The organism is Streptomyces sp. NBC_01210, from assembly GCF_036010325.1.
Classification (GTDB): domain Bacteria; phylum Actinomycetota; class Actinomycetes; order Streptomycetales; family Streptomycetaceae; genus Streptomyces.
Genome location: NZ_CP108549.1, coordinates 6,964,820 through 6,989,058, shown reverse-complemented (window position 1 = coordinate 6,989,058; position 24,239 = coordinate 6,964,820). Strand labels below are relative to the sequence as shown.

The window sequence follows — 24,239 nt, the reverse complement described above, 5'->3', positions numbered from 1 at the left end:
CAACCAACGAGAATTCTGTGACTCAGGTGACTAGCTGGGACTGTACGACCCTCACCGCGTCGCAGCCGAAGAAACGATAGGTCCGTCCGGTGGCGCCGTCGATGAACGAACCCTTCGCGCAGGCCTCGGTGTCTCCCCGCTGGAGACCGGAGGTCGCCGAGGCGAAGTGGAGCATCATGTCGAGGTCGCCGTCCCTGACGTGCTCCACCGGAGTGGTGGTGCGTTCGACCACGTCCTGGAGGTGGCCCCTGTTGTGCACTTCCGTGCTCCCGCCCGTACCGCCATAGACGACGCTGCGCGGTCCGAAGCGGACGGTCAGCGGCTGGATGGTGGTGGCGTTGAAGTCCAGCGGGAGTGCGTATTCGCCGGCCTTGGTCGTCAGGATGCCGACGGGGACGGTGTCGGCGGGGATGTTGACGGAGTTGGGGTTGCTGCCCGGCTTGATGTTGATCGCGACGGGCACGACGCAGTCGAGGGTGAACTCGCTCGGCCGGTGGTTGTTGGCCGCGACGGGGTCGGTGTCGTCCGACCGGGCCGGCGTGATGGACGCGGTGAACCGGTAGGTGTGCGATCCGGGCTGCGCACAGCCGACGGTGAAGGTGCTGTCGAACGACTGCGGAGTCCCTACCGCGAGTGCGGGGGTGTTCCGGGTTGACGAGGAAGGCGTCACCGTGGCCCCCGGGTCGGCCGTGGCAGCAGTGACGACCACGGCGTCCATCGGGCTGGACGGCCCGTTGTTCGCCACCGTGCCGCGCAGTGTGACATCCAGGGTCTGCCCGATGAGCACCTGCGTGGGCGGTGTCGTGGCGGCGAAGGACGTGACGGCGAGGTCGGCGACGGCGACCACCGTGGTGCTGGTGGTGACGCTGTCGTTGCCCGCAACCGGATCGGGACCCGCGAGGTTGTCCACCGTCGCCCGGTTGGTGAGGGTGACCGGGCCGCCGGCGTTGTACACGAGGTCCGCCGGCACATGAGCGGTGATTGTGACGGTGCGCGTGGCACCGGCGACGAGGTCGCCGACGCCGCAGGTCACCGTCGCACCGGACGGGTGGCATGCCGCGTCGTCGCCGGCGTAGGAGACCTGCGACGGCAGGGTGTCAACCAGTGTCACCGCGGCGGCCGGCTTGGAGCCGCGGTTGGTGACGACGGCGGTGTAGACGACATCCGTTCCGGCCGCGACCGGGTCAGGGTTGTCGGTGACGGTGACCCCGACGTCGGTGGTGTTCTGCTGCTCGTGCATCGCGAGCAGCTCGTTGGTGGTGGGGACGTCGTCGCTCTCCGGGTTGACCGCGGCGTTCGCGGAGTCGCCGAACTGACGGAACGGCAGCGACACGAAGGTCCAGTCGTCGGAGCCCTGCAGAGTCTCGTTGGTCGAGGTGTTGATGCAGGCGGGGGGTGTGGGCATGGGGCCGGGGCCGGCGTTGTCGAGGTTCGTGGCGGGCACGTTCGACTCGAACGGCGGATCGCCGTCGTTGTTCCAGTCCGGGCTGGTGTTGAGGTTGTTCGGGACCTTCTGGCCCGTACTGTCGACGAACACGAACCGGTTGACCGTGTCGGTCGCGTCGAGGATGGTCGGTTCGGTGAGGGCGTTCTCCACGAGAGTGCCCAAAGGAGCGCGCCCGCGCGATGTGCCGTCGACCGCGGTCCTGGGCGGCGAGTAGTCGAGGACGGTCCCGCCGCGGACGCGGGGGATGCCGCCCTGCAGGTCGTAGTTCATGATGCTCACATAGTTCGGCTTGCAGTTGGGCCGGTCCTGGAAGCCGCCGTGGCGCAGGTTCAGGTTGTGCCCGAGCTCATGCATGATCGTGCCGGCGTCGGGGTTGAAGACGGTGAAGTCGTTGCCCCCGATTTCGCCCTGACCACCGCTCTGTTGCGGGCATGTGGCCACACCTGGCTGGGCGGCGATCTGCCCGTAGTGGAAGATCAGCCGTCGGTTCCTGGTGAAGTTCAGGTTCCTGGAGGCGTAGAAGGTCGTGTCGAGGCCGCACGCACCGGGCGGGGCGATGACGCTGCCGCCGCCGAGGTTGTCGCCGACGAGGCAGTCGGGGTCCTGGGTGTCGGTGAAGGTGTCGCCGTCGTTGTTCATGTTGTCCCCGCAGTTGGTCGGCTGCGGGTTCTCGACGGTCGCGTCGAGGTAGTCGGTCAGCGCCCTGTTGCACGTGGGGTCGTTGCCGTCGATCAGCCCGTCCGCACCGTTGTCGATGCCGTCGGAGCAGGTGCCGACCGGCCCACCCTCACGGCCCGCGGGGTCGAGTAGGCCGCCGGTGTCGACATGGAGATTGATGCCGGGCCTGCCGTCGGGATTCGGTGGTGCGTTCACACCGGAACCGCCGTTGTCCGCCTGCCTGCTCGCCGCGCTTGCACCGGCGTTGGGCGGCGCGGCGGCGAACGCCTTCTTCATGGCCTGGATGTCCGCGCGGGTGGGCGCGCGCCCCGCCTCCCAGTCCAGTTCGAGGAAGACGTCCTTGTGGTCGGGCTTGGCTCCCATCGTCGGCAGGTTCACATCGATGGTGCCGTCACCGTCGTCGTTGTACCCGTTGAGCTCCCAGCCGTCGAGCAGGCCGTCGCCGTCTGCGTCACCGCTCGTCGATGTCGTGCTGACATCCCAGCACACCTTGACGGCAGGTTCGTCGTCGTCCCCGCCGTCGCCCGACGAACAGGACTGCGGCCAGTTCACATTGTCGGTTTTGTTGGTGGCGGTGTCGCGCCACTTCCCGTCGATGTAGGAGACGGTGAAGTCGAGGTTGTTGTCGTGGTCGTGCGGGGTGTCGTCGCCCAGGTCGTCGCCCGAGGTGTCGTCCGCGTCCCAGATCTGGATCGTGACGGGAACGTTCTGGATGGTGTCGGGCAGCTCGGTGGAGACGACCCAGTACGGGTCGATGCCGAAGACGTTGTCGATGGTGGGCGTCCGGTGCTCGACGCCGTTGATGAACACCTTCGCGTAGAAGTCGGGGTGGCCTTCCAACGCGGCCTCGAGCCCCTCGGCGGAACACGGATCGACGCACTCGACATGGGTGATGGTGACCGAGAACGGGCGGGTGCCCGCGGCCTGTGCCGGGGCCGGCATGAATGCCGGTAGGAGCGCAAACCCCGCCAGGGCGGCCATGGCTCGCAGCCGCTTCGCGGTTCGTCGCATAGAAGTCCCTCTCGTCGCGGGCGCAAGCGCCCCAGGAACGCAAAGACAGCGATCCGCCGCACTGGAACGAGACCGGCACGCTGACCGTGCGCGACAGTTTGCCGGTTGAACGTTCTGCAGACTTCGAACCTTTACCGGCGCGTCCGGGTATTCACAGGCCGCTGTCGGCCGCCTAGTGCCGGATTCCGCTTCAGTTGGGTATATGTGCTGGTGGCGGGGTGGTTCGGGTGCTCGGGGGCAGGTGCTGGACGGTGGTGTTACGGGCACGGCAGAGCCGTGGTGAGAACGAGCCGGCGATGGTCTGCGAGCTGGCGCGGGCTCGCAGATCAGTCCGGTCCGCCGGAGGCTCGGCGCATGCCGACCTCGACCCGGCGACTCCGGCTGCCGAGACCGTCGCGTTCTTCGAGGGTGCGCACCTGCTGTGGCTGCTCGACCCCGAGCAGGTGGATCTGGTGCACCGCAGCTGCTTCGAGGGCCTGGCCGCCCGGCTGCGCCCCTGGCTAACAGTCCGCAGGTACCTGGGCCTCCCGTGCGATCGCGGTGATGAGCAGCCCGTCCCTGGCGAGCCAGCGGCCGGTGAAGCCCGTCAGCGGTCCCCCGTCGGGCAGGCGCCCCGGGCGCAGGATCCGCGCCGAGAACAGTCCGGACGATTCGGTGTCATAGCTGAAGGTGATCTCCGCGTCGTCGAAGTCGATCTCCCGCCAGGTGAGCGGGAACCAGGTCTTGTAGACGCACTCCTTGGCGCTGAACAGCAACCGGTCCCGGTGCGCGGGGCCGATCGTCGCCGGGGACAGCGCCCATGCGGCCTCACGCGGCAGCGCGATCGCCTCCAGCACCCCGTCGGGCAGCGGCCCGTCGGGTTCCGCGTCGATTCCGATCGCCAGGATGTCGTCCGCCATGGCCAGCGCCGCCGCGCGATAGCCAGCGCAGTGCGTCATGCTCCCCACCACGCCCGTCGGCCACAGGGGCACATTGCGCACCCCTGGCATCACCGGCGAGGGCAGCAGCCCCAGACCGGCGAGCGCGCGCCGCGCACACGCCCGTACGGTCGCGAACTCCGCACGCCGCTCGGCCACCGTGGACGCGACCAGGGCCGCCTCCTGCGGATACAGACCGGCCTCGGGCTCGTCCCCGTCCTCGAACGCCTCGGCGCAGACGACCGTCTTCGGCAGCAACTCGTCGATCATGCCCGGCCCTTCAGCCGGCCCGTGACGCCCGCCTGGGCCGGAGGCTCTTCCGTGAACGGAGCGATCCGGCGCAGCAGCCCCCGCGGGTGGCCGCGTTTGCGCCACTCGCGGGGATAGCCGATCGAGACCTCCTCGAAGCGGACCCCGTCATACCAGGTGGTGCGCGGGATGTGCAGATGCCCGTAGACGACGGCGGCGGTGTTGAAGCGTATGTGCCAGTCGGCGGTCAGCTCGGTGCCGCACCACTGGGCGAACTCCGGGTGCCACAGTATGTCCGTGGGCTGCCGCACCAGCGGGAAGTGGTTCACGAGTACGAGGGGGACGTCCGGGTCGTGGGCTGCCAGTCGGCGTTCTGTCTCCGCCACGCGCGCCCGGCACCAGGCGGCTCGGCCGGGGTAGGGGTCGGGATGGAGCAGGAACTCGTCCGTGCACACCACGCCCGCCTCGTAGGCGCGCGCCAGCGACTCCTCCTCGGTGGAGGCTCCGGGTGTCCGGAAGGTGTAGTCGTAGAGCACGAAGAGCGGGGCGACGGCGACGGGCCCGCCCGGGCCGTCCCACACGGGGTACGGATCCTCCGGCGTCACCACGCCCAGGCTTCTGCAGAGCTCCACCAGATGCCGGTAGCGGGCCTCGCCGCGCAGTTGGACCGGTTCCTCGCGAGGTGTCCACAGTTCGTGGTTGCCCGGCGCCCAGATCACCTTGGCGAACCGGTCGGCCAGCATGCGCAGTGCCCGCTCGATGTCCTGCGTCAGTTCGGCGACGTCTCCGGCCACGATCAGCCAGTCGTCGTCGCCGCCAGGGCGCAGCGATTCGGTGATCGGCCAGTTGTCGGCCATCCCGACATGCAGGTCACTCACGGCAAGGAGCTGCCGTCCGGCGCCCTCGGACGGAGCGGGCGCCCGCCCGGGCGCGGAGGCTTCTGACACGGCGGGTTCAGGAGTGGAGAGTTCAGGCGCAATCGGCGACATCGAAGTCCAAACTGGTCGGCAGGTCCTGGCGGCGCCTGATGTTGATCTTCCGGTAGACCCGGGTGAGGTGCTGTTCCACCGTGCTGACGGTGATGAAGAGCTTGCTGGAAATCTCGCGGTTGGTGTGGCCAAGTGCGGCCAGCCTGGCGACCCGGCGCTCGGCCTCCGTCAGGGCCTCCTCCGCGCGGTTCTCCGCACGGTTATCCGCACAGTCCTCCGTCCGTATGGTGTGCTCCGGCCCGGCGGGGACGGTGCCCGGCCCGGACGGAGCCACGCGGGCCGTGGTGGGCTGGGGCGCCCGGAACAGTTCGTACGCACCGCAGATGTCCGCCACCTGTCCCGCCTGCCGTACCAGCCCACGCCCCTTGACCGGTTCCCCGAGCCGCTTGTAGGCCTGGCCGAGGTCGGTCATGGCCAGGGCCATGGTGTACGAGTCGCCGACGTCGCGAAGCAGTCGGACGGCCTCCTCCAGCAGTGCGGGCCGGTGCGGGAGGGGACGCGTGGCCGCCAGCACCCGCAGAGCGGCGCCCCGGGTCCGCAGATGCTTGGGATGCGTACGGGACAGTTCGTCGTCGAGCAGAGCGACGGCCCGCTCGGGGTTCTTCAGTTTCAGCCAGGTCTCCGCCGCCCCGGTCCGCCACGGCACCAGGGTGGGTGAGTCCATGCCCCAGGCCTTCATGAGTTCGCCGCACTCCATGAAGTCGGCGAGCGCGGCATGGTGGCGCCCTGTCCGCAGTTGCAGTACGCCGCGCGCGTGGAGGTAGGAAAGTCCGTAGCGGGTCCGGAACATCGAGTCGGGTACGGGCCGGTCAAGCAGCTCGGCCGCCACCTCGTGGTGCCCCATGTGTGTGCGGGCCCCCACCAGCACCGACACGGGCAGTCCGATGCCTACGCCCCATCCGTGCGCGGGCAGCCGCTCCAGTGATGACTCGGCCTGCTCCACCGCCTCGGTGAGATTGCCCTGCCGCAGGGAGATGAGCGCCCGGAAGGCCGTGAGCAGGGCCAGGGCTCGCCCGCTGCGGGCCTGCACGAGCAGTCGGTCGCACCAGCGGGCCGAGGAGCTGAGCAGATCACTGAGGACGATGGTGCTCAGCGCGGCCAGCAGCGTCTCGACGGTGGCCTCGGTCAGCACGGTGGACCGCAGGGTCTGTTCGGCGTCCGACACCGCGGACGCCTCCGCCCGCAGACCGAGTACGGAATTCAGCGCGCCGAACGCCTTCACCGGCGCGCTGACCACAGCATCAGTGGTGGAGGTGGAGCTGGTGGTGGAGAACTTCGGTTCGGACCGCTGTTCGTCGTGCGGCACCTGGTCGCTTGCGGTGAGCGCACCCGGGTAGGTGCCGGCCATCTGCAGCCGGGTGGCGTTGATTTCGTCGTCGAGGCGCGGTGCGTGCGTGGCGGCCACGGTGGCGCTCGCCACCCGGAAGGCAGCGGTAGCCTCGTCCACGTACCCGTACCACATCAGCTGTGGCACCAGCCGCAGCGTGTAACGCAGCGGCAGCTGACCGCCGCGGGCCGGCAGGGCCAGCGACTGCACCTGTTGTGCGGCGGTCGCCGGCTGATGACGCCAGTTGAGCTCGGCCAGTTGGGCCCTGATGGACAGCCGGGTCGGCTCGTCGCGGCAGCAGCGCTCGGCCATCTGCAGGCATCGCATCGCGAAGTCCGGCTCGGCGGCGGCCAGCGCCTGGTGCGAGGCGTCATGGAGGACTCGGCACACCCATGCCTCCTCCGCCTGCCCCCGCAGATCCTGGGCCAGTAGCTGGGTGGCGACCCGCACGGAGCTCGCGCCGCGCTGGTGCAGCAGCTTGGCCGCCCAGTAACGCAGCTGCGCGGCCTCCTCGGCCGGAAGGTCCTCCAGTACGGCCTTCTCCATGGCTTCGTGGCGGAACTGCTGGTCCTGGAGGATGCCCGCCTCCTCGAGGGCGGCCGCGGCCGGCCGGACCGTGTCGTCCTCGACGTTGAGAAGCAGACCCACGTTCGGCGAGGTCGACGGCTCCTGGAGCAGTGCGAGACCGCGCGCGACGGCCAGGGCGTTGTGACCGCTGCGCTGGACACATCGCAGCGCGGCCTGCCGGAAGAGGTCACCGGCCTGTGGAGTCCCGCCTTCCCGGCGGGCGGCCGACGGCACGAACTGGTCCGCGGCCAGCGCCCTGACCAGCAGCGGGTTGCCACCCGTTGCGTGATGGAAGTCCGGTGCCAGCCGGGCGGCCTCGGCGGAGGGAAACCGGTCGGAGAGTACCCGGCCGACGCCCTCGACGCCGAGCGGGCCGAGCCGGACGCGCAGCAGTTGGTCACGCTCCAGCAACTCGTCGGCGGAGAAGGCCGCCCCGGTCGGCGCGGGCCCTTCTGTCACCACCACGGACAGGGCGGTCAGGCCGGAGTGCCGCAGCAGATACCGCAGGACCTGGAGGGACTGGACGTCCGCGAACTGGATGTCGTCGACGGCGATCAGCAGATGCCCGGCAGCGGCCGGTCCGCCGAACCTGCGCGTCAGTTCACGCAGTACCCGCAGGGGAACCTGGGAGGCCGGCGCGGAGGGGTCCGTGGCTCCCTCGCAGTCCCGGGCTGTCCGGTACCCCTGCTCCGCCTCCGGCGGCATGCCCTGCTGGAGCTGTTCCAGGACCGCGTACGGCAGGCTCTGCTCCGTGGGTGCGGCCACCGCGCTCACGACGGTGACCTGGTTCGCCGCGGCGAAGTCCGTCAGCGCGTGCAGGAGTTCGGTCTTGCCGATACCGGCCGCGCCGCTGATGACCGCGAGACGGGGGCAGGGTCTTGTCGCCCGGAGATTCGCCTCGAGAAACTCGCGGAGTTGTGCCGATTCGTTGTCCCGATGCATCCCCATGGCCACGTGTCCTTCCCCTTCGTCGCACGCGAGTGGCGATGAGGTACGGACACGCCAGCGGTCGGCTGGTCGATCATGTACTTCGTGCTTCCCCGTTGCGATGTGCGCTGTGCCGGCCGAGGCCGCTGTCCCGGCCGAGGCCGGGATCCGACTGCCACTTGCGCTTCCCCGTTGCGACCCCGCCGTGCGGGGGTACTGCCCCCGGTTGCTCCGCGGCGGCCCCGCGGAGTGGTTGGGGTGACCGGACCATCATCTCCGGTCAGGACATCAGAAGGATGTCAAGGTCATATAGAGATCAAGCTAGTTGTGCCGGCCAGTTCCGCAGGACGTCACCTCCATCGGAACAAGGTCACCGACTGTTTGCCTGCCGTTCAGTGCGAGCTGTGAATGGTCACTGTTGCCTGCCAGCCTCGTCGGCAGCTCGCGTCGCCGGTTCACCTTCAACTTACGGTAGATGCGCGTCAGATGCTGCTCCACCGTGCTCACGGTGACGTACAGCCTGGCGGCGATCTCCCGGTTGGTGTTGCCATGGGCGGCCAGCACGGCCACACGGCTCTCCGCCTCGGTCAGCGAAGCCGTGTTCTGCGGCAGTACCGGCTCATGGCGCGGTGCTTCGAAGTCGGGATCCGTGCCGCCGGGTATCAGCTGGCGGCACAGCGGTTCGGCACCACAGGACTTGGCGACATGCCATGCCTTCCGAACCAGCATCCGGGCGCGGTTGACATCGTCCATCACCCGGCAGAGGCGCCCCAACTCGCCGAGAGCCAAAGCCAGTTGCAGCCGGTCCCCGCCGTTCTCCAGGATCTCCACCGCCTCCTGGAGCTGCTGGAGGCCGCGCCGGCCCTCACCGGTGGCGCCAATCAGCCGCAGAGCCGTACCGCGTGCCCGATCAGGGCTGCGCAGCAGTTGCTGCTCGGCCAGGCTCCGGGCCTTTTCGGGGTGGCCGAGGGCGAGCCAGGTCTCCGCCGCGTCGAGCCGCCACGGCACCAGCTCAGGGGCGTCGACACCCCACTCCTCGAGCGCCTCGCCGCAGGCCAGAAAGTCCCCGAGAGCGGCGTGGTAGCGGCCGGTGGCCAGGTTCCACCGGCCCCTGGCGCGTGCGTAGTGCAGACCGGGCAGGGTGTGCAGGAAGGCGTCGGGCACGGTCTGGCCGAGCAGGCTCTCCGCCTCGTCGAACTGCCCCATGCCCGTGTGTGCCTGGATCAGCGTGGCGAGCGGGAAGGAACGGGCGAGAGACCAGCTCCTCGGCCCCATCTGCCGCAGTGCCGACTCGGCGTGCACCTTCGCCCCGGGCAAGTCGCCCTGCCGTAGCGCTATCTCGGACCGTACGGAGGTGAACATGGCCTGCCAGGCCGGGGCATGGTGGTCCGCGGACTCGTTGAGCAGCCGCTCGCACCAGGGCACGGCGAGATCCAGCCGGTCGGCGTACACCAGCGCCCAGAGGGCGACGACCAGGGGCTGCACATAGCCGTCGTTGAGCCGGTAGCGCTGCAGCACACGAGTGGCTTCGGAGACCGCGTCCTCGCGCCTGCTCTCCGACAGAGCGGCTGCCACCGCGGACGAGGCGTGAAGATGGGCGATTTCCGCGTCTCCGGCAAGGGTGTCGGCAGGCCCGGGGCGCATCGGCTCCTCGCCGCCCGGCTCCATGCCCAGCGAGGGACTGAGCACGGTCAGCCAGCGGCGGGCGGCCGTCAGAGCCGTCCGTTCCTCACGCCCGGACCAGCCGTCGGCCGCTTCGAGGGCCTCCAGCACCTCCCTCGCCTCGACCAGCCGGCCCGACCAGGCGAGATACGACAAGGACACCACCAGATCGCTGGGCGAGAGCCGGGCCGCCGTCGCGTCCAGCAGGAGCGTCGACGCCTTGACCTCCACGGCCGCAGGATCGGTGCGCCAGACGACACCGGCCAGCTTGACGGTGAGTGAGGCGCGCAGCCGGTCGTCCTCGCAGGAGTCCTGGGCGAGGGCGAGACAGCGGCGGGCGAATTCCATGTCGCCGTCCGCCAGCGCGTACTCGGCCGCTTCCTGGAGCACCGGCACTGCCCAGAGGTCCGCCGTGTCCCGGGCCACGACGAGGTGGTGGGCGATGTCGTACGCGGCCGAGCCGTTCTGGTGAAGCAGCTCGGCGGCGCGGGTGTGCAGCTGCGACAGCCGGTCCGCCGACATGGCGTCCCGCACGACCGAGGCGGCCTCTTCGTCACGGAAGCGGCCGTCACTCAGGAGTCCGCACTGTCCCAGGTCCGCGACGGCCTGCTCGACACTCCTGAGATGAATGCCGAGAAGGCGGCCGAGCAGCCCGGGGTCGGTATGGGATCCCAGGATGGCGATGCCCTGGGCGATCTCCAGCGGTTCGGGGCCGCACCGGTGCAGGCAGTCGATCACGGCCTGTGCGTAGTTCTCGCCTCGTACGAGCGGCTGGAACGGGTCGCCCGCCTCGGTGGCGGCGAGGCGGTCCTCGACCAGTGCCCGGAGCAGGAGCGGACTGCCGCCGGTGATGTCATGCAGTTCCGGGGCGAGGCGCGCGGCCGTTGAGGGCGTGAAGTGTTCGCTCAGGAGCCCCACAGTCCCGATCGGCGACAGCAACTTCAGACGCAGCCAGGTGCAGTGCGGCAGGTGCGCGAGTTCCGCGTGGAAACTGCGCTTGCTCGATTCGAGCCTGGCGGGTTCGGTCAGTACGACCAGCATCCGGACGTGGCGAATGCGGCGGGTCAGATAGAGCAGAAACCGAAGAGAGGCCTGATCGCCGTCATGCACATCATCGACCGCGATCACCACCAGGTTCTCCTTGGCCAAGTCGAGGAGGGCGGCGCTCAGTTGAGGCATGGCCAACATCTGGTCATGCACCGATGACTCGGCTCCGGACACTCCGTCGATCAGCCGTGCCACTTCGGCGTGCGCCGCCGAGGTCAGCGGTGCACTCGCGAAGATCCTCCCGAGGAGACCGAAAGGCCGGGTGCGCTCGGCGCGGACTCCCGCCGTGTCCAACAGGAGCGCGCCCTCCGCCAGTGCTTGATCGGCGCAATTCATCAAAAGCGCCGTTTTCCCGCTGGCGACCGCTCCACTGAGCAGTGCGACCTGCCCTCGCCCCTCTCTCGCGCTTTCCAGGAGCTCCCTCAGCAGGGTCCGCTGATTTTCTCGCTCGACATAGTGAGCCTCCAACAACATATCTCTCCCCCGAGCCGCCGGGACTTTCGCAATCAAATGGAAAGTCCAACGGCGAATATTATGTCAATGAATGCGAACCACGAACGCACTGTTGCATGCCGGTTGAGCGGACGGTGAGTGCTAGAGCAGACAGCCGGAAACGATTCTGCCGATCTTCTCCTGATGGTCAGTCAGGAAGAAGTGGCCGCCTGTGAAAGTGTGCAGTTCGAAGTCGCCGATGGTGTGTCGCCGCCACGCCTCGGCCTCCTCCGCGCTCGTCCGTACGTCGGTGTCGCCGGTGAGCACAGTGATCGGCGCGCGCACGGTGGCGCCCGGTTCGACCCGGTACGTTTCAACCGCCGTGTAGTCGCCCCGGATGGCCGGCATCGCCATCCGAAGGAACTCCTCGTCGGCCAGGATACGCGCATCAGTGCCGCTGAGCAGGCGCATCTCGGCGATGATGCCGTCGTCGTCACGCTGGTGCACCGTCTCGTCACGGTGCGCGGAGGGTGCACGCCGGCCCGAGGCGACGATTCTTCGCGGGGTGAACTCCGGGTCCCGCTCGAGTCGTCGCGCCACCTCAAAGGCAAGCGTCGCCCCCATGCTGTGGCCGAAAAGCACGGTGGGCAGATCGAGCCACGGCTGAAGAGCTGTCGCAATCCCGTCGGCGAGAGCTCCCAAATCCGTGATACAGGGCTCGGACCGGCGATCCTGACGTCCGGGGTATTGCACCGCAAGGACGTCCGTATCGGGGGCGACCGCCCTGGTCATAGGAAAGTAAAAAGAGGCTGAACCACCCGCGTGAGGCAGGCAGATGAGGCGAGTTCTGGCCTGTGGGGATGGCCGGAACCGTATCAGCCAGGGCGTGTTGGTCAAGGGTTCAATCATTGGCTGCCGTTCCGCCTTCAATTCAGTGCTCGATGCGACGTACCCGCCGATGGCAGCAATAGTAGACAGCTTGATGAAAGTAGGGGGTACCCCTATTTAGGGGCTGCGCGGCCGCGACGAGGGGTTGAGCCGCCCGGCAATGGGGTTGACATACGGGCCCGGGGGCGCAAAGGCCGAGTTCCACGAGGGGTACGCCGCCTCGGGCGACGCCGATTGATTGCCAACGTGATTTACGCCATGCCCATCCCCCGGGCCCGCAAACCTCAAATGAACCTCAGACAGTAGGGGTTCGGGGTGCCAACGGCTTTCCCATGGCAGGCAGAACGCTGCCCGGGACAGCAACCCGCGGGCGGCCCCAGCAGTGACCGGTGTACCCGACGTGGAACAGCATCGGCGTGTTACCGGATGTGCGCACCCCGGCCGTGCGGCTCAGGGTTGAGCCAGCCCCTGCTGATAGGCGTAGCGCACGGCATCGGCCCGATTGCGCGCGTTGATCTTGGCGAACGCGTTGTTGATGTGCGTCTTGACCGTCGTCTCCTCGATGAAGAGTGACGAGGCGATCTCCCCATTGCTCAGGCCCTGGGCGATCAGCTTGAGCACATCGACTTCCCGGCCGGTCAGGCCGTCGGGGTTGACCCGGCGCCGGGCCGGGGCCACGGCGGGCGGCGGCTGTTGGGCCTGTTTCGTGGCGGCCGCGGGGGCTGCGGGCACGCTGAGCGCCGCGGCCAGCCGACGGGTCACCGCCGGGTCGAAGGTGGACTGGCCATGGGCGGAGCTGCGGATGGCCACCGCGATCTGCTCCTGATTGGCGTCCTTCGTCAGATAGCCGCACGCCCCGGCGTTCAGCGCGGCGACCAGGGACTCGTCGTCAGCGAAGGTCGACAGCACCAGCACGGCCACGTCCGGGTGTTCGGAGAGAATCTTCCTCGTGGCCTCCGCACCGCCCATTCCCGGCATGCGTAGATCCATGAGCACCACCTGGGGTGAGGTCACGCCGACCAGGCGAACCGCCTCCGCGCCGTCGGCTGCGTCTCCCACCACCTCGATGTCGTCCATCAGATCGAGCAACGACACCAGACCTTCACGAACGATCTGCTGATCATCCACGACCAGTACGCGAATCCGCGCCGATCCGGGCTCAGCGTCCACGCCGGCAACCCCCCACACACCTCTGCGATCCGAGCGCGATCGCCCAACCAGGCGTTCCCCGCTCTCCTTTCCCGACCCAACCTACCCGCAACCCGCAGAGCGGTTCGGCACTGTGTGTGACCGCGGGGAGCGTCACCGACCAGGCCGCAACGCACAGAGACGAGGATCTCCGCCCGGATCTCCACCACAGGGTGGGCCCGCCGAAGGGTTCTCGTTCCTACCCTCTGGGCATTCCCCGGAAGGAACGCACATGAGCCTGGCCCTGGACCTCGATACGGTCATGACCATTCTGTTGATTCGCTTCGCCCTGATCGTCGCCGCCGTCTCCGTACTTGTGATCATCGCCTTCACGATTCTGATCGTTCTCAAGCGCGGCGGCCAACTCGCCGCCGTCAGAAGGCGCGTGGAGGCCGTCGTGCGGAATCAGCTACGCGCCCAGCGGGCCGCGGGCCCGCCCACCGACCGTCCGACCCCGGGGCGCCGAGGGGTTCTCTCGGCCCTGGACCGCATCACCAAGGGCGGTGGCCGCACATGAGTCGGACGATCCAGACAGCACAGACGGTCATGGCCGGTCAGTCAGGGGGTGAGAAGGCGGGAGACATCCTCTTCGATGTGCTGCTGGACCGTCTGTGGAAAATGGGCATCGTGGTGGCAGCAGCTATTCTCGTGCTGACGGCCATGATCATCATCTATCGGAGAACGGGCACCAAATAGGCTTGCCCGCATCACTCACGGCCACCGCACGACATCGTTGGAGCAAGGTGAACAAGGCACCCGCACGCGGTAGTTGGCGCATCGTGGACCGGCTCGCACCTGCCTGGCTGGTGGTGCAGTTCCTCGGCACGGCCGTGCTCGTCGTGGCCATGGTGACGGCCAGGGAGGACACCCTCTGGATCTGGGGTGTGTACGCCGCGAGCCTTCTGTGCTGGACCCTGTTCATGGTCCTGCATCCCGTCCGGCCCGAGGCCGCCAGTTCCATGCTGGCGTTGAGCGCGCTGCTGCCCGCCCTGGTCGTGGGGTTCTCCGACGACTCGACCGCTGTGATCATGCTGGGCGTACTGCTCGGGAGATTCACCTCGATGATCACCTCCTCCGCGCGCATGCTCACGGTGGTGACATGCGCGTGCCTGGTGGCCATCTGGATCAGTTGCGCGCTGGCCGGGCAGCCGCTCACCGACGTACTCGGCTACACGATGCTCGCTCTTGTGCTGACGCTGTTCGGCCTCAACCGGCGCCAGTACGAGGGCCGAGCCAAGCAGGCCGAGCAACTGCTGGCACAGAACCAGCTCATCCAGCAGGAGCAGGCGCGGGCCGCGGCACTGGGTGAACGCAGCAGGATCGCAAGGGAGATGCACGATGTGCTCGCGCACTCGCTGGGCGCGCTGAGCGTCCAGCTCAAGGTCGCCACCGCGCTGATCGAGAAGGGCGACGCAGCCGGTGCCCTGACCCGGGTGCGCCGGTCCAACCGGCTGGCGGACGAGGGCCTGATAGAAGCCCGCAACGCGGTGGCCGCCCTGCGTGGAGATGTGCCTTCGCTCCCCGAAGCGCTGAAGAGCCTCGCTGTGCAGCACCGCTCCAACCATCCCAGCGAGGTCCACATGGACATCCTGGGCGAGCTTCGGCCGATCTCGCCCGCGGCCACGGTCTCGCTGGTGCAGACGGCGCGCGAGGCATTGACCAACGCCGCCAAGCACGCCCCCGGGGAGACCGTCGGGGTGACGGTGGAGTACCGCGCGGACGCACTGCGGCTCACCGTGGAGAACGCCACCCCGACCTCGAGTCTCCCCGATCCGGACCATGCGCCCGGGTACGGCCTCACAGGTATGCGGGAGCGCCTGGCTCTCGTCGGCGGCTCGCTCGTGGCGAACCGCCTGGACGGCGACACGCGTTGGGCCGTGACGGCCGAAGTACCCGAGTGACGCGCTGACCGGGCTTCGTCGCATCTCGCCGCCGCGGGTTCCAAGCCGCCGGACGCAAGGCGGCCCTGAATCGATCTTGCCCGGGGCGGAACTTGGCCTGACGACCGTGGAACACCCTTGGGCGTGGGCAGTTACGTGGAGTCGGAGGCGAGCGGGTCCTCGGCGAACGCCGCCAGGGTATCGAGACCATGTTCCGCCCCGGGCACCACTCGCACGACTGACCCGTCCGGCAACAGAAAACCGGCGTCCGTCCGCCTGGACACTCCACAACGCTCGTTGGTCGCCGCTTCGGCATCATCGTCGCCTTCGTCTTGGGCATGACGTTCCTCGCGCTGGGCTTGTTCGTCATCTGCATCACCCCCAGCGCCCGGTGCCACGTCCTCCGTCGGCTCCCGGGGGCCGGTCAACCGATGCCGGACCGCCCCCAGATGCGCGAGCCGGGTGTCCTCGACGCTGACGATCTGGCTGATCCGGCCGGAAGGGCAGGTCGCGGACGGGTGTTGATGCGGGCCACGGTCATGAGACGTCGCCTCCCGCGGGTGGGCCTGCCCATGCGGCCAGTGCGGCGATCCGCTCCGAACTGCGGATGTCGGCATCGGTGGCGCGGGTGGACCAGGCGATGTGCCCGTCGGGGCGGACGAGCACTTCGGTCACGCCGTGCAGGTCCGCGTGTTCGTCGTGCTTCGTGACGGCATGAGCAGTGACCCGTGAGCGCCATCCGGGCGCGAGGTCCTGCGGCAGATTCGCGTCCCCGGCGAGGTCGAGGAGGACGAAGCGGCCCCGGGGCAGCAGTTCGTAGACGCGTATCGCCTCCGAACCGACGGCGGTCAGACCTATGTCGGGCACCCGCCGTCCCACCAGCGGGTCAGCGTCGGCGGTCACGGGCGGGTAGAAGGTGCTCAGCGCGGAGACCCGTCCCGCGAGCAGTCGGTTGACGTCCTCGAGGGACAGGAGTTCGTCGAGGAGCCTGCGCAGGGCGACGGCGGGCACCTGGTATTGCGGTACGAGGGTCAACTCGGCGAGCAGGGTCTGGACTTCGGTGTTCTCGGTGACCGCCTGCCCGACGGGGCGGCGTTCGGCGTCGTATGTGTCGAGGAGCCCGGGCGGAGCCCAGCCGTTGACGGTGGCGGCCAGCTTCCAGCCCAGATTCATGGCGTCCTGGAGGCCTGTGTTCAGTCCCTGACCGGCCGCGGGGAAATGAATGTGGGCGGCGTCCCCGGCGAGCAGGATGCGGCCGGACCGATAGGCGGCGGCAAGGCGGGTGGCATTGCCGAAGCGCGAAAGCCAGCGCGGCCGCGCGACCCCGCAGTCGGAGCCGCAGATCCGCGTCAGCGAGGTACGGAACTCCTCCAAGGACACCGGCTGCCCGGCCGGGATCCGCATCCGCTCCGGATCGATGCAGACGAACCGGGTGAGCCCGCCCTCCAGCGGGACGACCAGCACGCCACGGGCCCGTGCGGCAGCAAGGACGGCAGGATCTGCGTCGACGTCCGCGAAGTCCCCGAGCATGCCGGTCAGTGTCTCGTCGGTGCCCGGGAAGCCGATGCCGGCGACCTGCCGCACCAGGCTGCGCCCGCCGTCGCAGCCGACCGCGTACTGCGCCCGTACGGTGTCGACGGCACCGCCGGGCCCGCGCACCTCCGCCTCGACGCCAGTGGCGTCCTGGCGCAGCCCGGTGATCTCGTATCCGCGGCTGATGCGGACGTCCAGCTCGCCCGCCCGCTCCTCCAGCAGCGCCTCGGTGCGGGCCTGGGCCAGGAAGAGGGTATAGCCGTGGCGGGAGTCGAGCGCGGCGAAGTCCAGCCGGGTGTCGAGGCCGGCGAAGTGCCAGCCCGGCACCGGCTTTCCGAAAGCGAGGAAGCGGGGCGCGAGACCCCTCATGTCCATCAGTTCCACACTGCGCGGGTGCAGGGTCAGCGCCCGTGAATCACGCTGCGGCTCGGTGCGCCGCTCCACGATCCGGGTCCGTACGCCCGCCAGCGCCAGCTCGCAGGCGAGCATCAGCCCGGTCGGGCCCGCACCCACGACAAGCACGTCGGTGTCCATCAGAATGACCTCCACCATTTAGTGAACAGCGTTCACGTGAACGGTGTTCACTATAATGGCGCGCATGAGCAACCCGTCAACCCCCACACGTGGGCGCCCCGCACGGCTGGACCGGGCGCGCACCGTCGAGACAGCCCTGGACCTGCTGGACAAGGCCGGGCTCGACGCGCTGACCATGCGGCGTCTGGCTGATGCGATGGGCGTCCAAGCCGGCGCGCTCTACCGCTACTTCGCCACCAAGCAGGACCTGCTGACCGCGATGGCGGAGCGGATGCTCTCCGACGTGAGCGCGCCAAGGGGTCCCGTCGGCGGAGACTGGAGCGAGCGGCTGGCCGACCTGGCCGGAGCGATGCGTACAGCGCTGCTCGCCCACCGCGACGGCGCCCGCGTCTTCGCCGGCACGCACTCGACCGGGGCGCACACCCTGCACTTCGCCGACACCGCGATCGGCGTCCTGCGTGAAGCCGGCTTCGACGATGCGGACGCGGCGCGCGCCCTGATGGCGGTGGCCAATTTCACCGTCGGCCACACCCTGGAAGAGCAAGCCGCTCTGGAACCGGACGCAGAGGCCCCCGCAGACCCGGGTCGCCTGCGCGACGCCGTGGCGGCCGGGTCGTACCCGCACCTCACGGCCACCCTGCCCGTGCTCACCAGCACGGACTTCACCGCCCACTTCGAGTTCGGTCTGCGCCTGCTCATCGAGGGGCTGCACGCCCTGCGACAGCAGCGCTGACCTCCGCGAAGGCCGGCTCGCGGCCCCACAGGTCGGAGATCCGGCCGCACGTCGGGCGAACTGTCGGTGCAGGAGCCGCACTTCCGCCAGTGGTGGGCCGCCCACCACGATCTTGGTTTGCCCAGAGAGAAGCCCGCTCCCGTCGGCCGTCTCAGCGGCCGCTGCCGGCACGCACTGGCCTAGAGTGCGGGTGTGCCGTCGTACAGCATTGGGCAGGCAGCAGGGCTGCTGGGTGTGAGTTCGGAGACCGTTCGCCGGTGGGCGGACGGCGGGCGGCTGCGCATGGACCGGGACGGCTCGGGCAACCGGGTGATCGACGGCGTGAGCCTGGCGGCGTTCGCGAAGGAGCGGGCCGCGGGCATGCATCCGGTATCGGACGCTGTATCCACCTCCGTGCGCAACTCGTTCGCCGGGATCGTGACCGCCGTACGCGTCGACGATGTGGCCGCCCAGGTGGAGATCCAGTCCGGTCCGCACCGGCTGGTCTCGCTGGTGACCCGGGAATCCGTCGAGGAACTCGGCATCGACGTCGGAGTCACCGTCACGGCGAGGGTGAAGTCGACGAACGTCCACATCGACCTCGCGTGACCAGCGAGACGTGTCAGCGGCAGAGCAACGCGGCACGCGGGTCGAGCTTGTGGTCGAGGCGGTACATCAGCGCGATCACCACCATCTGGATCGGCGCGTGCCCGCTGCCTCGCGTGCCCGCTGCCTGAGGGGCGTATCGCCTCGGGACGGCAGGCCACAGTATGAGCCACAGGAACGACTCGGACTGTTCGTCGAGTGGCTGCCGGCAGCGGTAAGGGCCTGGGTGCGGGCGCTGCACGCCATGACGCTCTCCACGGTGGACCCCCACGGCCGCCCTCCTGCAAGGGTGCTCATCCTCTACCCGATTCACCAGGGTGTCTGGGACAGGCAGTTGCTGGGGCCTTGACCGCCGCTCGGAGCCCACTCCTGCTCGACCATCACGGCTCAGTAGACGTCGCGGACATACCGCTTGTCGGCGGCGAGCTGCTTGACGTACAGAGCCGCCGCGTCCTGGTCGAGCCCGCCGTGGGTGACGGCGATGTCGCGCAGCGCCTGGTCGACGTCCTTGGCCATCCGAGCGGCATCGCCGCAGACGGAGAAGTGTGCGCCGTCCTGGAGCCAGGACCAGAGCTGGGGACCGTGTTCGCGCATCCGGTCCTGGACATAGATCTTGGCGCGCTGGTCGCGCGAGAAGGCTGTGTCGAGGCGGGTGAGGGTGCCGTCGGCGAGGAAGGCGGTCAGCTCGTCCTCGTAGTAGAAGTCGGTGGCGCGGTGCTGTTCGCCGAAGAAGAGCCAGCTGGGGGCTCGGTGGCCACGGGCTCGGCGTTCCTCGAGGAAGCCGATGAAGGGAGCCACTCCGGTCCCGGGGCCGACCATCACCATCGGGGTGTCGGGGTCCGCCGGAGGCCGGAAGTGCGGGGAGCGCTGGACGAAGATCGGCACCGTGGCGTCATCCGTGGCATCGGCGAGGAACGGCGAGCACACGCCCTTGCGGAGGCGGCCGCTCAGGTTCTCGTACCGGACTACGGAGACCGTCAGTGACACCTGGTGGGGGTCGGTGAGCGGGCTGGAGGATATCGAGTACAGGCGGGGCTGCAGGCGTTTGAGGACGTCTGCCCACTCTTGCGGTGTGGCGCGCACGGGGTGCTCGGTAATGACGTCTACGGCCTGGCGGCCCCAGGACCACCGGGCGAGCTCGCCCTTGTTGTCGGGGCGCAGCATCTTCTTCAGGTCGCGGTCGCCGGTGCGCTCGGTGATGAAGCCCAGCAGGGCCGGGGTGAGCTTGGTGATGTCCAGGTGCCGGTGAAACGCGTCGGTCAGGGGGATCTCGCCGATGTCGGCGACGTCGACAGCGGCGGCAGGGTCGAGACCGGTGACGGCCAGCCATTCGGTCACGAGATCAGGGCAGTTGACGGGGTGCACGCCGAGAGCGTCACCGGCCTCGTAGGCAAGCGGAGTCCCGCTGTCGCTCGTGTCGAAGGTGAACCGGCGGACCTCCTTGCCCGCGCCGGGGAGGCTGAGAAGCCGGTTGCCGGTCAGCCGGGCTGCGGCGGGGGGCTGCTTGGCGCTGCGGACAGGTGCGGCAGCCGGGGCCGGGGCCGCGTCGCTCGCCGGCTGCGCGGTGAGGTTGGTGAGGACCTGGTCGAGCCATGCGTGGGCGGAGGGCTCGTAGTCGGGTTCGCAGTCGGTGCGCGGGGCCAGGCGTACGGCCCCCAGCTCGTCCAGACGCTGGTCCAGGCGTCGGCCGTGGCCGCAGAAGTCGTCGTACGACGAGTCGCCGAAGGCCAGGACCGCGTACCGCCTGCCGTCCATGGGCGGGATGTCGGCAGCGGTCAGCGCGTCCCAGAACCCGGACCCGTTGTCGGGCGCGTCGCCGTCGCCGAAGGTACTGGTGATCAACAGCAGGTCGGCAGCGGGAGGGAGGGCGCGCGGGTCCGCGTCGTCCATGCCGACGAGCTCGGCACGGTGTCCGGTTGCGGTGAGTCGGTCGGCGGCGGCGACGGCGAACTCCTCGGCATTGCCGGTCTGCGAGGCCCACAGCACCACCACCTCACGGCCCTGAGAAGTGGCCTGCGTCGTCGTCGATTCCGCTGTGGTCTGCGGGGCGCGCGAGTACATGCCGGCGAGGACACCGTTCACCCACCGCGCGTGCTCCTCGCTGAACGGCGCACCGGCCGGCAGCACGGGAACGCCAGGAGCGCCTGATTCCAGTCCGGCCAGGAAGCCGACCAGGTACTGACGTTCGTGCTCGGCGAGCACCGGTGGTGGCGTGCTCTCCAGCCCGAAGACGGCTGCCGCGCCGGGCTGGACGGCGGTCGGCACGATCGCGGCCGACTCCTCAGCAGGGGCGGCAACGGGCGCCGGAGCGATCGCTACCGGAGTGGCGACCTTCGCCAGCGTCACCGCGCACACCTTGAACTCGGGCTGGAAGGAGATCGGATCGACGGCGTCGCTCGTCACCGCATTGACACTCAGGTACTCCCCGAACAGGTCGTTCCAGTGGAACGGTGCGAAGCAGCACCCCGGCCGCACCCGGTCCGTCAGCACGGCCGGCAGCACGGCCCGGCCGCGCCGGGACGCGATCTCGACCGAGTCACCCTCCCCGATCCCCAGCCGTTCGGCGTCCTCCGGATGCAACTCGACGAACGGCGTCGGGTTCAGCTTGTTGAGCTTCGCGACCTTTGCGGTCTTGGTGAGGGTGTGCCATTGATGCTGGAGCCGCCCGGTGTTGAGGACGAACGGGTAGTCGTCGTCGGGCATTTCGGCAGCCGGAATGTGCGGACGGGCGAAGAAGACCGCGCGACCGCTCGCCGTCGGGAACACCGGACCGCCGTCCTCATCCAGATAGCGGATCGGGTTGCGGTCCGGGCCGTCGACGGACGCGGCAGGCCACTGGACAGGTGTGGTGCGCAGCCGCTCGTACGTCACACCGCGCAGGTCATAGCCGGTCTTCGGATTCGCGGCGCGCTTGATCTCCTCGAAGATCTGCTCGGCGCTGTCGTAGGAGAAGGCATGCTCGTAGCCCATCTCGCAGGCGATACGCGCGATGATCCGCCAGTCCGCGAGCGCCTCCCCCGGCGGGTCCACAGCCAGCTGAGCGAGGGTGAGATTGCGCTCGCTGTTGATCAGTACGCCCTCGGCCTCGGTCCACAGGGCGCCGGGCAGCACGACGTCGGCGTAGGCGTTGGTCTCGGTGTCGGCGAACACATCCTGAGTGATGACGAGTTCGGCCCGCTCCAACCCTTCGATGACGGTTCTGCGGTTGGCGACCGAGGCGACCGGGTTGGTGCAGATGATCCAGCAGGCTTTGATCTCGCCGTCCGCCATCCGCTGGAACATCTCGACGGTGCCCTTGCCCGATCCGTCCTTGCGTACGGTGCCGGGCTCGAGGTCCCACAACTCCTCGACGAAGGCGCGGTCCTCATCCACAAGCACCGACCGCTGACCGGGCAGCCCCGGCCCCATATAGCCCATCTCCCGCCCGCCCATCGCGTTGGGCTGACCTGTGAGCGAGAAGGGGCCGCTGCCAGGGCGGCATATCGCGCCGGTCGCCAGGTGCAGATTGATCAGGGCATTGGTGTTCCAGGTGCCATGGGTGGACTGGTTGAGCCCCATGGTCCAGCAGCTCATCCACTCCCCCGCCGCGCCGATCCACTCCGCCGCCCGGCGGATGTCCGCCTCCGGGATGCCGGTGATCCCGGCGACCGTCGCGGGCGGGTAGTCCGCGAGGAATTCCGGCATCGCCTCCCAGCCCTCGGTGCGCTCGGCGATGAAGGCGGGGTTCGTGTGCCCGTTCTCGTACAGGAGGTGCAGCAGTCCGTTCAGCAGCGCCAGATCCGTGCCGGGCCTGATCTGCAGGAAGAGGTCGGCCTTGTCCGCGGTGGCGCTGCGCCGCGGGTCGACGACGATCAGCCTGGCGCCCGCCTTCACCCGTTCCATCAGTCGCAGGAACAGGATCGGATGGCAGTCCGCCATGTTGGAGCCGATGACGAAGAAGACGTCCGCCTTCTCGAAATCCTGATACGAACCCGGCGGGCCGTCGGCGCCGAGGGAGAGCTTGTAACCGGTGCCCGCGCTCGCCATGCACAGCCGGGAGTTGGACTCGATCTGATTGGTGCGGACGAAGCCCTTGGCCAGCTTGTTCGCCAGGTACTGCGCCTCCAGGCTCATCTGCCCGGACACGTAGAGCGCGAAGGCGTCGGGCCCATGCTCGTCGATGATCGTCCGCAGCCTCTGCGCCGTGCTGGTGATCGCCTCGTCCACACCAGCGGATATCGGCTCAGCCTCGCGCTCGGTGCGCACGAGTGCGGTGGTCAGCCGGCCGGGGGCGGCGAGCATGTCGGCCGTTGTCGCGCCCTTGGTGCAGAGCCGACCGAAGTTGGCCGGGTGTGCCTTGTCGCCCGATGCCTTGAGGACCTTGCGGCGACCGTCGGGACCGGACGCGATGTCGAGGACCATCCCGCAGCCCACACCGCAGTACGAGCAGACCGTCCGCACCTGGGCGCTACCGGTCCGCGACTCCTGTGTGGTCACCGGGTGGCCTCCCTGTGGATCGGATCGTGCCCCCCCGACGGTACGAAATGCCCATTACGCCGATGTGACCTCGGCCGATCATGGGCGGTAACGCCCGTCACACACCCGCTGGACCAGCACTGTGAGATGAGCAGAATCGTGCATGTGCGAAGTGAAACTGCGGCACGCTTTTGCATGTGCCGCGTATTCACGCCATGCAGGATGCATCTGTTGATCGGGCAGACGAGGGATGGCGCAATGAGCGTCGTAGTCGTGCAACACGTGCCCGGCGAGGCCCCCTATGCGATCGCCACGGCGCTGGAGTGGGCAGGGCTGCGCACGCGACTGTGCCGGGTATGGGAGGGCGATCCCCTGCCGGACGGCCTCTCCGGGGTCGAGGCGCTGGTGGTGATGGGCGGGCCGATGTCGGCGTACAGCGACAACGGGTTCCCCACGCGCGATGCGGAACTGGCACTGCTGCGGGCCGCCCCGGCCGCGGTCACCTGCCAGACCCCGGTGCCGCCCTGCAGGAGTGGGCCCGCGTCACAGCCGCCGACGGCATCTTGGCGCTCTTTCACCCCTCCGGCCGCGCGGAACGCGCCGCCCGCCACGGCCGCCCGCTGAGCCCCGACGCCCCACTGGCCCGACCGAACCTGGAGCCGGCACTCCGGACAGCCGGCTGGCACCTGCCGGAGTACGACGCCGAGGCCCACTTCCTGGCACTGGCAGTCCTGGCCCGCTGACGGGTCGCCCACAGCACACATCGCGCACACGACCTAAAACAGCAGGTCAGGCACCCTTTGTGGCAGGCTCAAGGATCGCCACGCACTCCACGTGATGCGTCATAGGGAAGACGTCACAGAGAGCGAGGCCGAAGAAACCGCAGGTCAGGACCGGGTTCTCGGGTCGGGAGGCGACAACTTGGGGCCCCGAGCGTCAAACGAGCGTCACGGCCAACACGGAGGCCAGCCCCGCCAAAGTCCGGGGTGATCGCCGACATCGAGCCTCGGATGAGCGCCGCTCTGGGGTTGGCCGAGCCGCAATCTTCGGAACCGCGTGTCGCACGACCTCGTCGCCACGTTCGCAGCCTCCCTCAGCTCCACCGCACCAGTTCTGCGGTGAGTATTGCCCGATACACACAGGGTCGACTCCTGCGTGCCCCGGCCGGCTGACAGGGCGGGCTGCGATCA

Annotated in this window: 16 protein-coding genes and 1 pseudogene; 7 read left to right on the top strand and 10 right to left on the bottom strand. The window is 69.0% G+C overall.

The features are described 5' to 3' along the window. Positions 1–22: 22 nt before the first annotated feature. The 8 genes from OG735_RS31790 to OG735_RS31755 all read right to left on the bottom strand — a co-directional run bounded on the left by OG735_RS31790 (position 23) and on the right by OG735_RS31755 (position 13,311). Entirely contained in the window at positions 23–3,136 is a 3,114-nt protein-coding gene (locus OG735_RS31790) for a hypothetical protein (RefSeq protein ID WP_327326567.1), read from the bottom strand. 326 nt (positions 3,137–3,462) lie between these two features. Then, positions 3,463–3,594 (bottom strand): hypothetical protein, encoded by a 132-nt coding sequence (locus OG735_RS31785; protein ID WP_327326566.1) that lies wholly within the window; start codon positions 3,592–3,594, stop codon positions 3,463–3,465. A 42-nt stretch (positions 3,595–3,636) separates the two neighbouring features. After that, positions 3,637–4,323, bottom strand: a complete 687-nt coding sequence (locus OG735_RS31780) for a 4'-phosphopantetheinyl transferase family protein (protein ID WP_327326565.1) — start codon at positions 4,321–4,323, stop codon at positions 3,637–3,639. Further along, positions 4,320–5,291, bottom strand: coding sequence for a metallophosphoesterase family protein (locus tag OG735_RS31775; protein WP_327326564.1), 972 nt, complete (start codon positions 5,289–5,291; stop codon positions 4,320–4,322). The genes OG735_RS31780 and OG735_RS31775 overlap by 4 nt, the downstream gene beginning before the upstream one ends. Then, positions 5,272–8,133, bottom strand: a complete 2,862-nt coding sequence (locus OG735_RS31770) for a helix-turn-helix transcriptional regulator (RefSeq protein WP_327326563.1) — start codon at positions 8,131–8,133, stop codon at positions 5,272–5,274. Before OG735_RS31770 ends, OG735_RS31775 begins: the two co-directional genes overlap by 20 nt. Before the next feature lie 300 nt (positions 8,134–8,433). Further along, entirely contained in the window at positions 8,434–11,295 is a 2,862-nt protein-coding gene (locus tag OG735_RS31765; RefSeq protein WP_327326562.1) for a helix-turn-helix transcriptional regulator, read from the bottom strand. Between the two features lie 120 nt (positions 11,296–11,415). Further along, entirely contained in the window at positions 11,416–12,162 is a 747-nt protein-coding gene (locus OG735_RS31760) for a thioesterase II family protein (protein ID WP_327326561.1), read from the bottom strand. 429 nt (positions 12,163–12,591) lie between these two features. After that, complete coding sequence (locus OG735_RS31755; protein WP_327326560.1) at positions 12,592–13,311, bottom strand: response regulator transcription factor; 720 nt, start codon at positions 13,309–13,311, stop codon at positions 12,592–12,594. Between the two features lie 250 nt (positions 13,312–13,561). Between OG735_RS31755 and OG735_RS31750 the strand changes: the two genes are divergently transcribed. From OG735_RS31750 to OG735_RS31740, 3 genes are read left to right on the top strand one after another with little or no spacing between them, the layout of a single operon-like run. Beyond that, positions 13,562–13,846: a hypothetical protein gene (locus OG735_RS31750; protein WP_327326559.1), complete on the top strand. Its 285-nt coding sequence runs from the start codon at positions 13,562–13,564 to the stop codon at positions 13,844–13,846. Further along, on the top strand, positions 13,843–14,025 hold the full coding sequence (locus OG735_RS31745) for a hypothetical protein (protein WP_327326558.1): 183 nt from the start codon (positions 13,843–13,845) through the stop codon (positions 14,023–14,025). The genes OG735_RS31750 and OG735_RS31745 overlap by 4 nt, the downstream gene beginning before the upstream one ends. A 47-nt stretch (positions 14,026–14,072) precedes the next feature. Continuing rightward, positions 14,073–15,230, top strand: a complete 1,158-nt coding sequence (locus tag OG735_RS31740; protein ID WP_327326557.1) for a sensor histidine kinase — start codon at positions 14,073–14,075, stop codon at positions 15,228–15,230. 516 nt (positions 15,231–15,746) lie between these two features. On the opposite strand, the gene OG735_RS31735 is transcribed toward OG735_RS31740, so the two are convergent. Beyond that, positions 15,747–17,276: a monooxygenase gene (locus OG735_RS31735; protein ID WP_327326556.1), complete on the bottom strand. Its 1,530-nt coding sequence runs from the start codon at positions 17,274–17,276 to the stop codon at positions 15,747–15,749. A gap of 64 nt (positions 17,277–17,340) precedes the next feature. Between OG735_RS31735 and OG735_RS31730 the strand changes: the two genes are divergently transcribed. Together OG735_RS31730 and OG735_RS31725 are read left to right on the top strand one after the other, a co-directional pair. Further along, positions 17,341–18,009 carry a TetR/AcrR family transcriptional regulator gene (locus OG735_RS31730; protein ID WP_327326555.1) on the top strand — a complete coding sequence of 223 codons (669 nt, stop codon included), beginning with the start codon at positions 17,341–17,343 and terminating at the stop codon, positions 18,007–18,009. Between the two features lie 192 nt (positions 18,010–18,201). Beyond that, entirely contained in the window at positions 18,202–18,597 is a 396-nt protein-coding gene (locus OG735_RS31725) for a TOBE domain-containing protein (protein WP_327326554.1), read from the top strand. Between the two features lie 384 nt (positions 18,598–18,981). Here the strand turns inward: OG735_RS31725 and OG735_RS31720 are convergent, their stop codons facing one another. Beyond that, the gene (locus tag OG735_RS31720; RefSeq protein ID WP_442812633.1) at positions 18,982–22,995 is read right to left on the bottom strand and encodes a molybdopterin-dependent oxidoreductase; all 4,014 of its coding nucleotides are present in this window, start codon (positions 22,993–22,995) and stop codon (positions 18,982–18,984) included. Positions 22,996–23,307: 312 nt separating this feature from the next. On the opposite strand from OG735_RS31720, the gene OG735_RS31715 reads away from it, so the two are divergent. Both OG735_RS31715 and OG735_RS42075 read left to right on the top strand, forming a co-directional pair. Continuing rightward, complete coding sequence (locus OG735_RS31715) at positions 23,308–23,673, top strand: hypothetical protein (RefSeq protein WP_327326553.1); 366 nt, start codon at positions 23,308–23,310, stop codon at positions 23,671–23,673. Between the two features lie 432 nt (positions 23,674–24,105). Next, a pseudogene (locus OG735_RS42075) lies at positions 24,106–24,221 on the top strand (DUF317 domain-containing protein); the annotation flags it as partial. Positions 24,222–24,239 lie beyond the last annotated feature (18 nt).

Excerpts from the sequence above, each read along its gene's own strand:
- OG735_RS31765 (WP_327326562.1), bottom strand. The coding sequence starts at position 11,295 with ATGTTGTTGGAGGCTCACTATGTCGAGCGAGAAAATCAGCGGACCCTG.
- OG735_RS31715 (WP_327326553.1), top strand. The coding sequence starts at position 23,308 with ATGAGCGTCGTAGTCGTGCAACACGTGCCCGGCGAGGCCCCCTATGCG.
- OG735_RS31775 (WP_327326564.1), bottom strand. The coding sequence starts at position 5,291 with ATGTCGCCGATTGCGCCTGAACTCTCCACTCCTGAACCCGCCGTGTCA.
- OG735_RS31770 (WP_327326563.1), bottom strand. The coding sequence starts at position 8,133 with ATGGGGATGCATCGGGACAACGAATCGGCACAACTCCGCGAGTTTCTC.
- OG735_RS31745 (WP_327326558.1), top strand. The coding sequence starts at position 13,843 with ATGAGTCGGACGATCCAGACAGCACAGACGGTCATGGCCGGTCAGTCA.
- OG735_RS31735 (WP_327326556.1), bottom strand. The coding sequence starts at position 17,276 with ATGGACACCGACGTGCTTGTCGTGGGTGCGGGCCCGACCGGGCTGATG.
- OG735_RS31760 (WP_327326561.1), bottom strand. The coding sequence starts at position 12,162 with ATGATTGAACCCTTGACCAACACGCCCTGGCTGATACGGTTCCGGCCA.
- OG735_RS31720 (WP_442812633.1), bottom strand. The coding sequence starts at position 22,995 with ATGGTCCTCGACATCGCGTCCGGTCCCGACGGTCGCCGCAAGGTCCTC.
- OG735_RS31750 (WP_327326559.1), top strand. The coding sequence starts at position 13,562 with ATGAGCCTGGCCCTGGACCTCGATACGGTCATGACCATTCTGTTGATT.
- OG735_RS31730 (WP_327326555.1), top strand. The coding sequence starts at position 17,341 with ATGAGCAACCCGTCAACCCCCACACGTGGGCGCCCCGCACGGCTGGAC.
- OG735_RS31780 (WP_327326565.1), bottom strand. The coding sequence starts at position 4,323 with ATGATCGACGAGTTGCTGCCGAAGACGGTCGTCTGCGCCGAGGCGTTC.
- OG735_RS31790 (WP_327326567.1), bottom strand. The coding sequence starts at position 3,136 with ATGCGACGAACCGCGAAGCGGCTGCGAGCCATGGCCGCCCTGGCGGGG.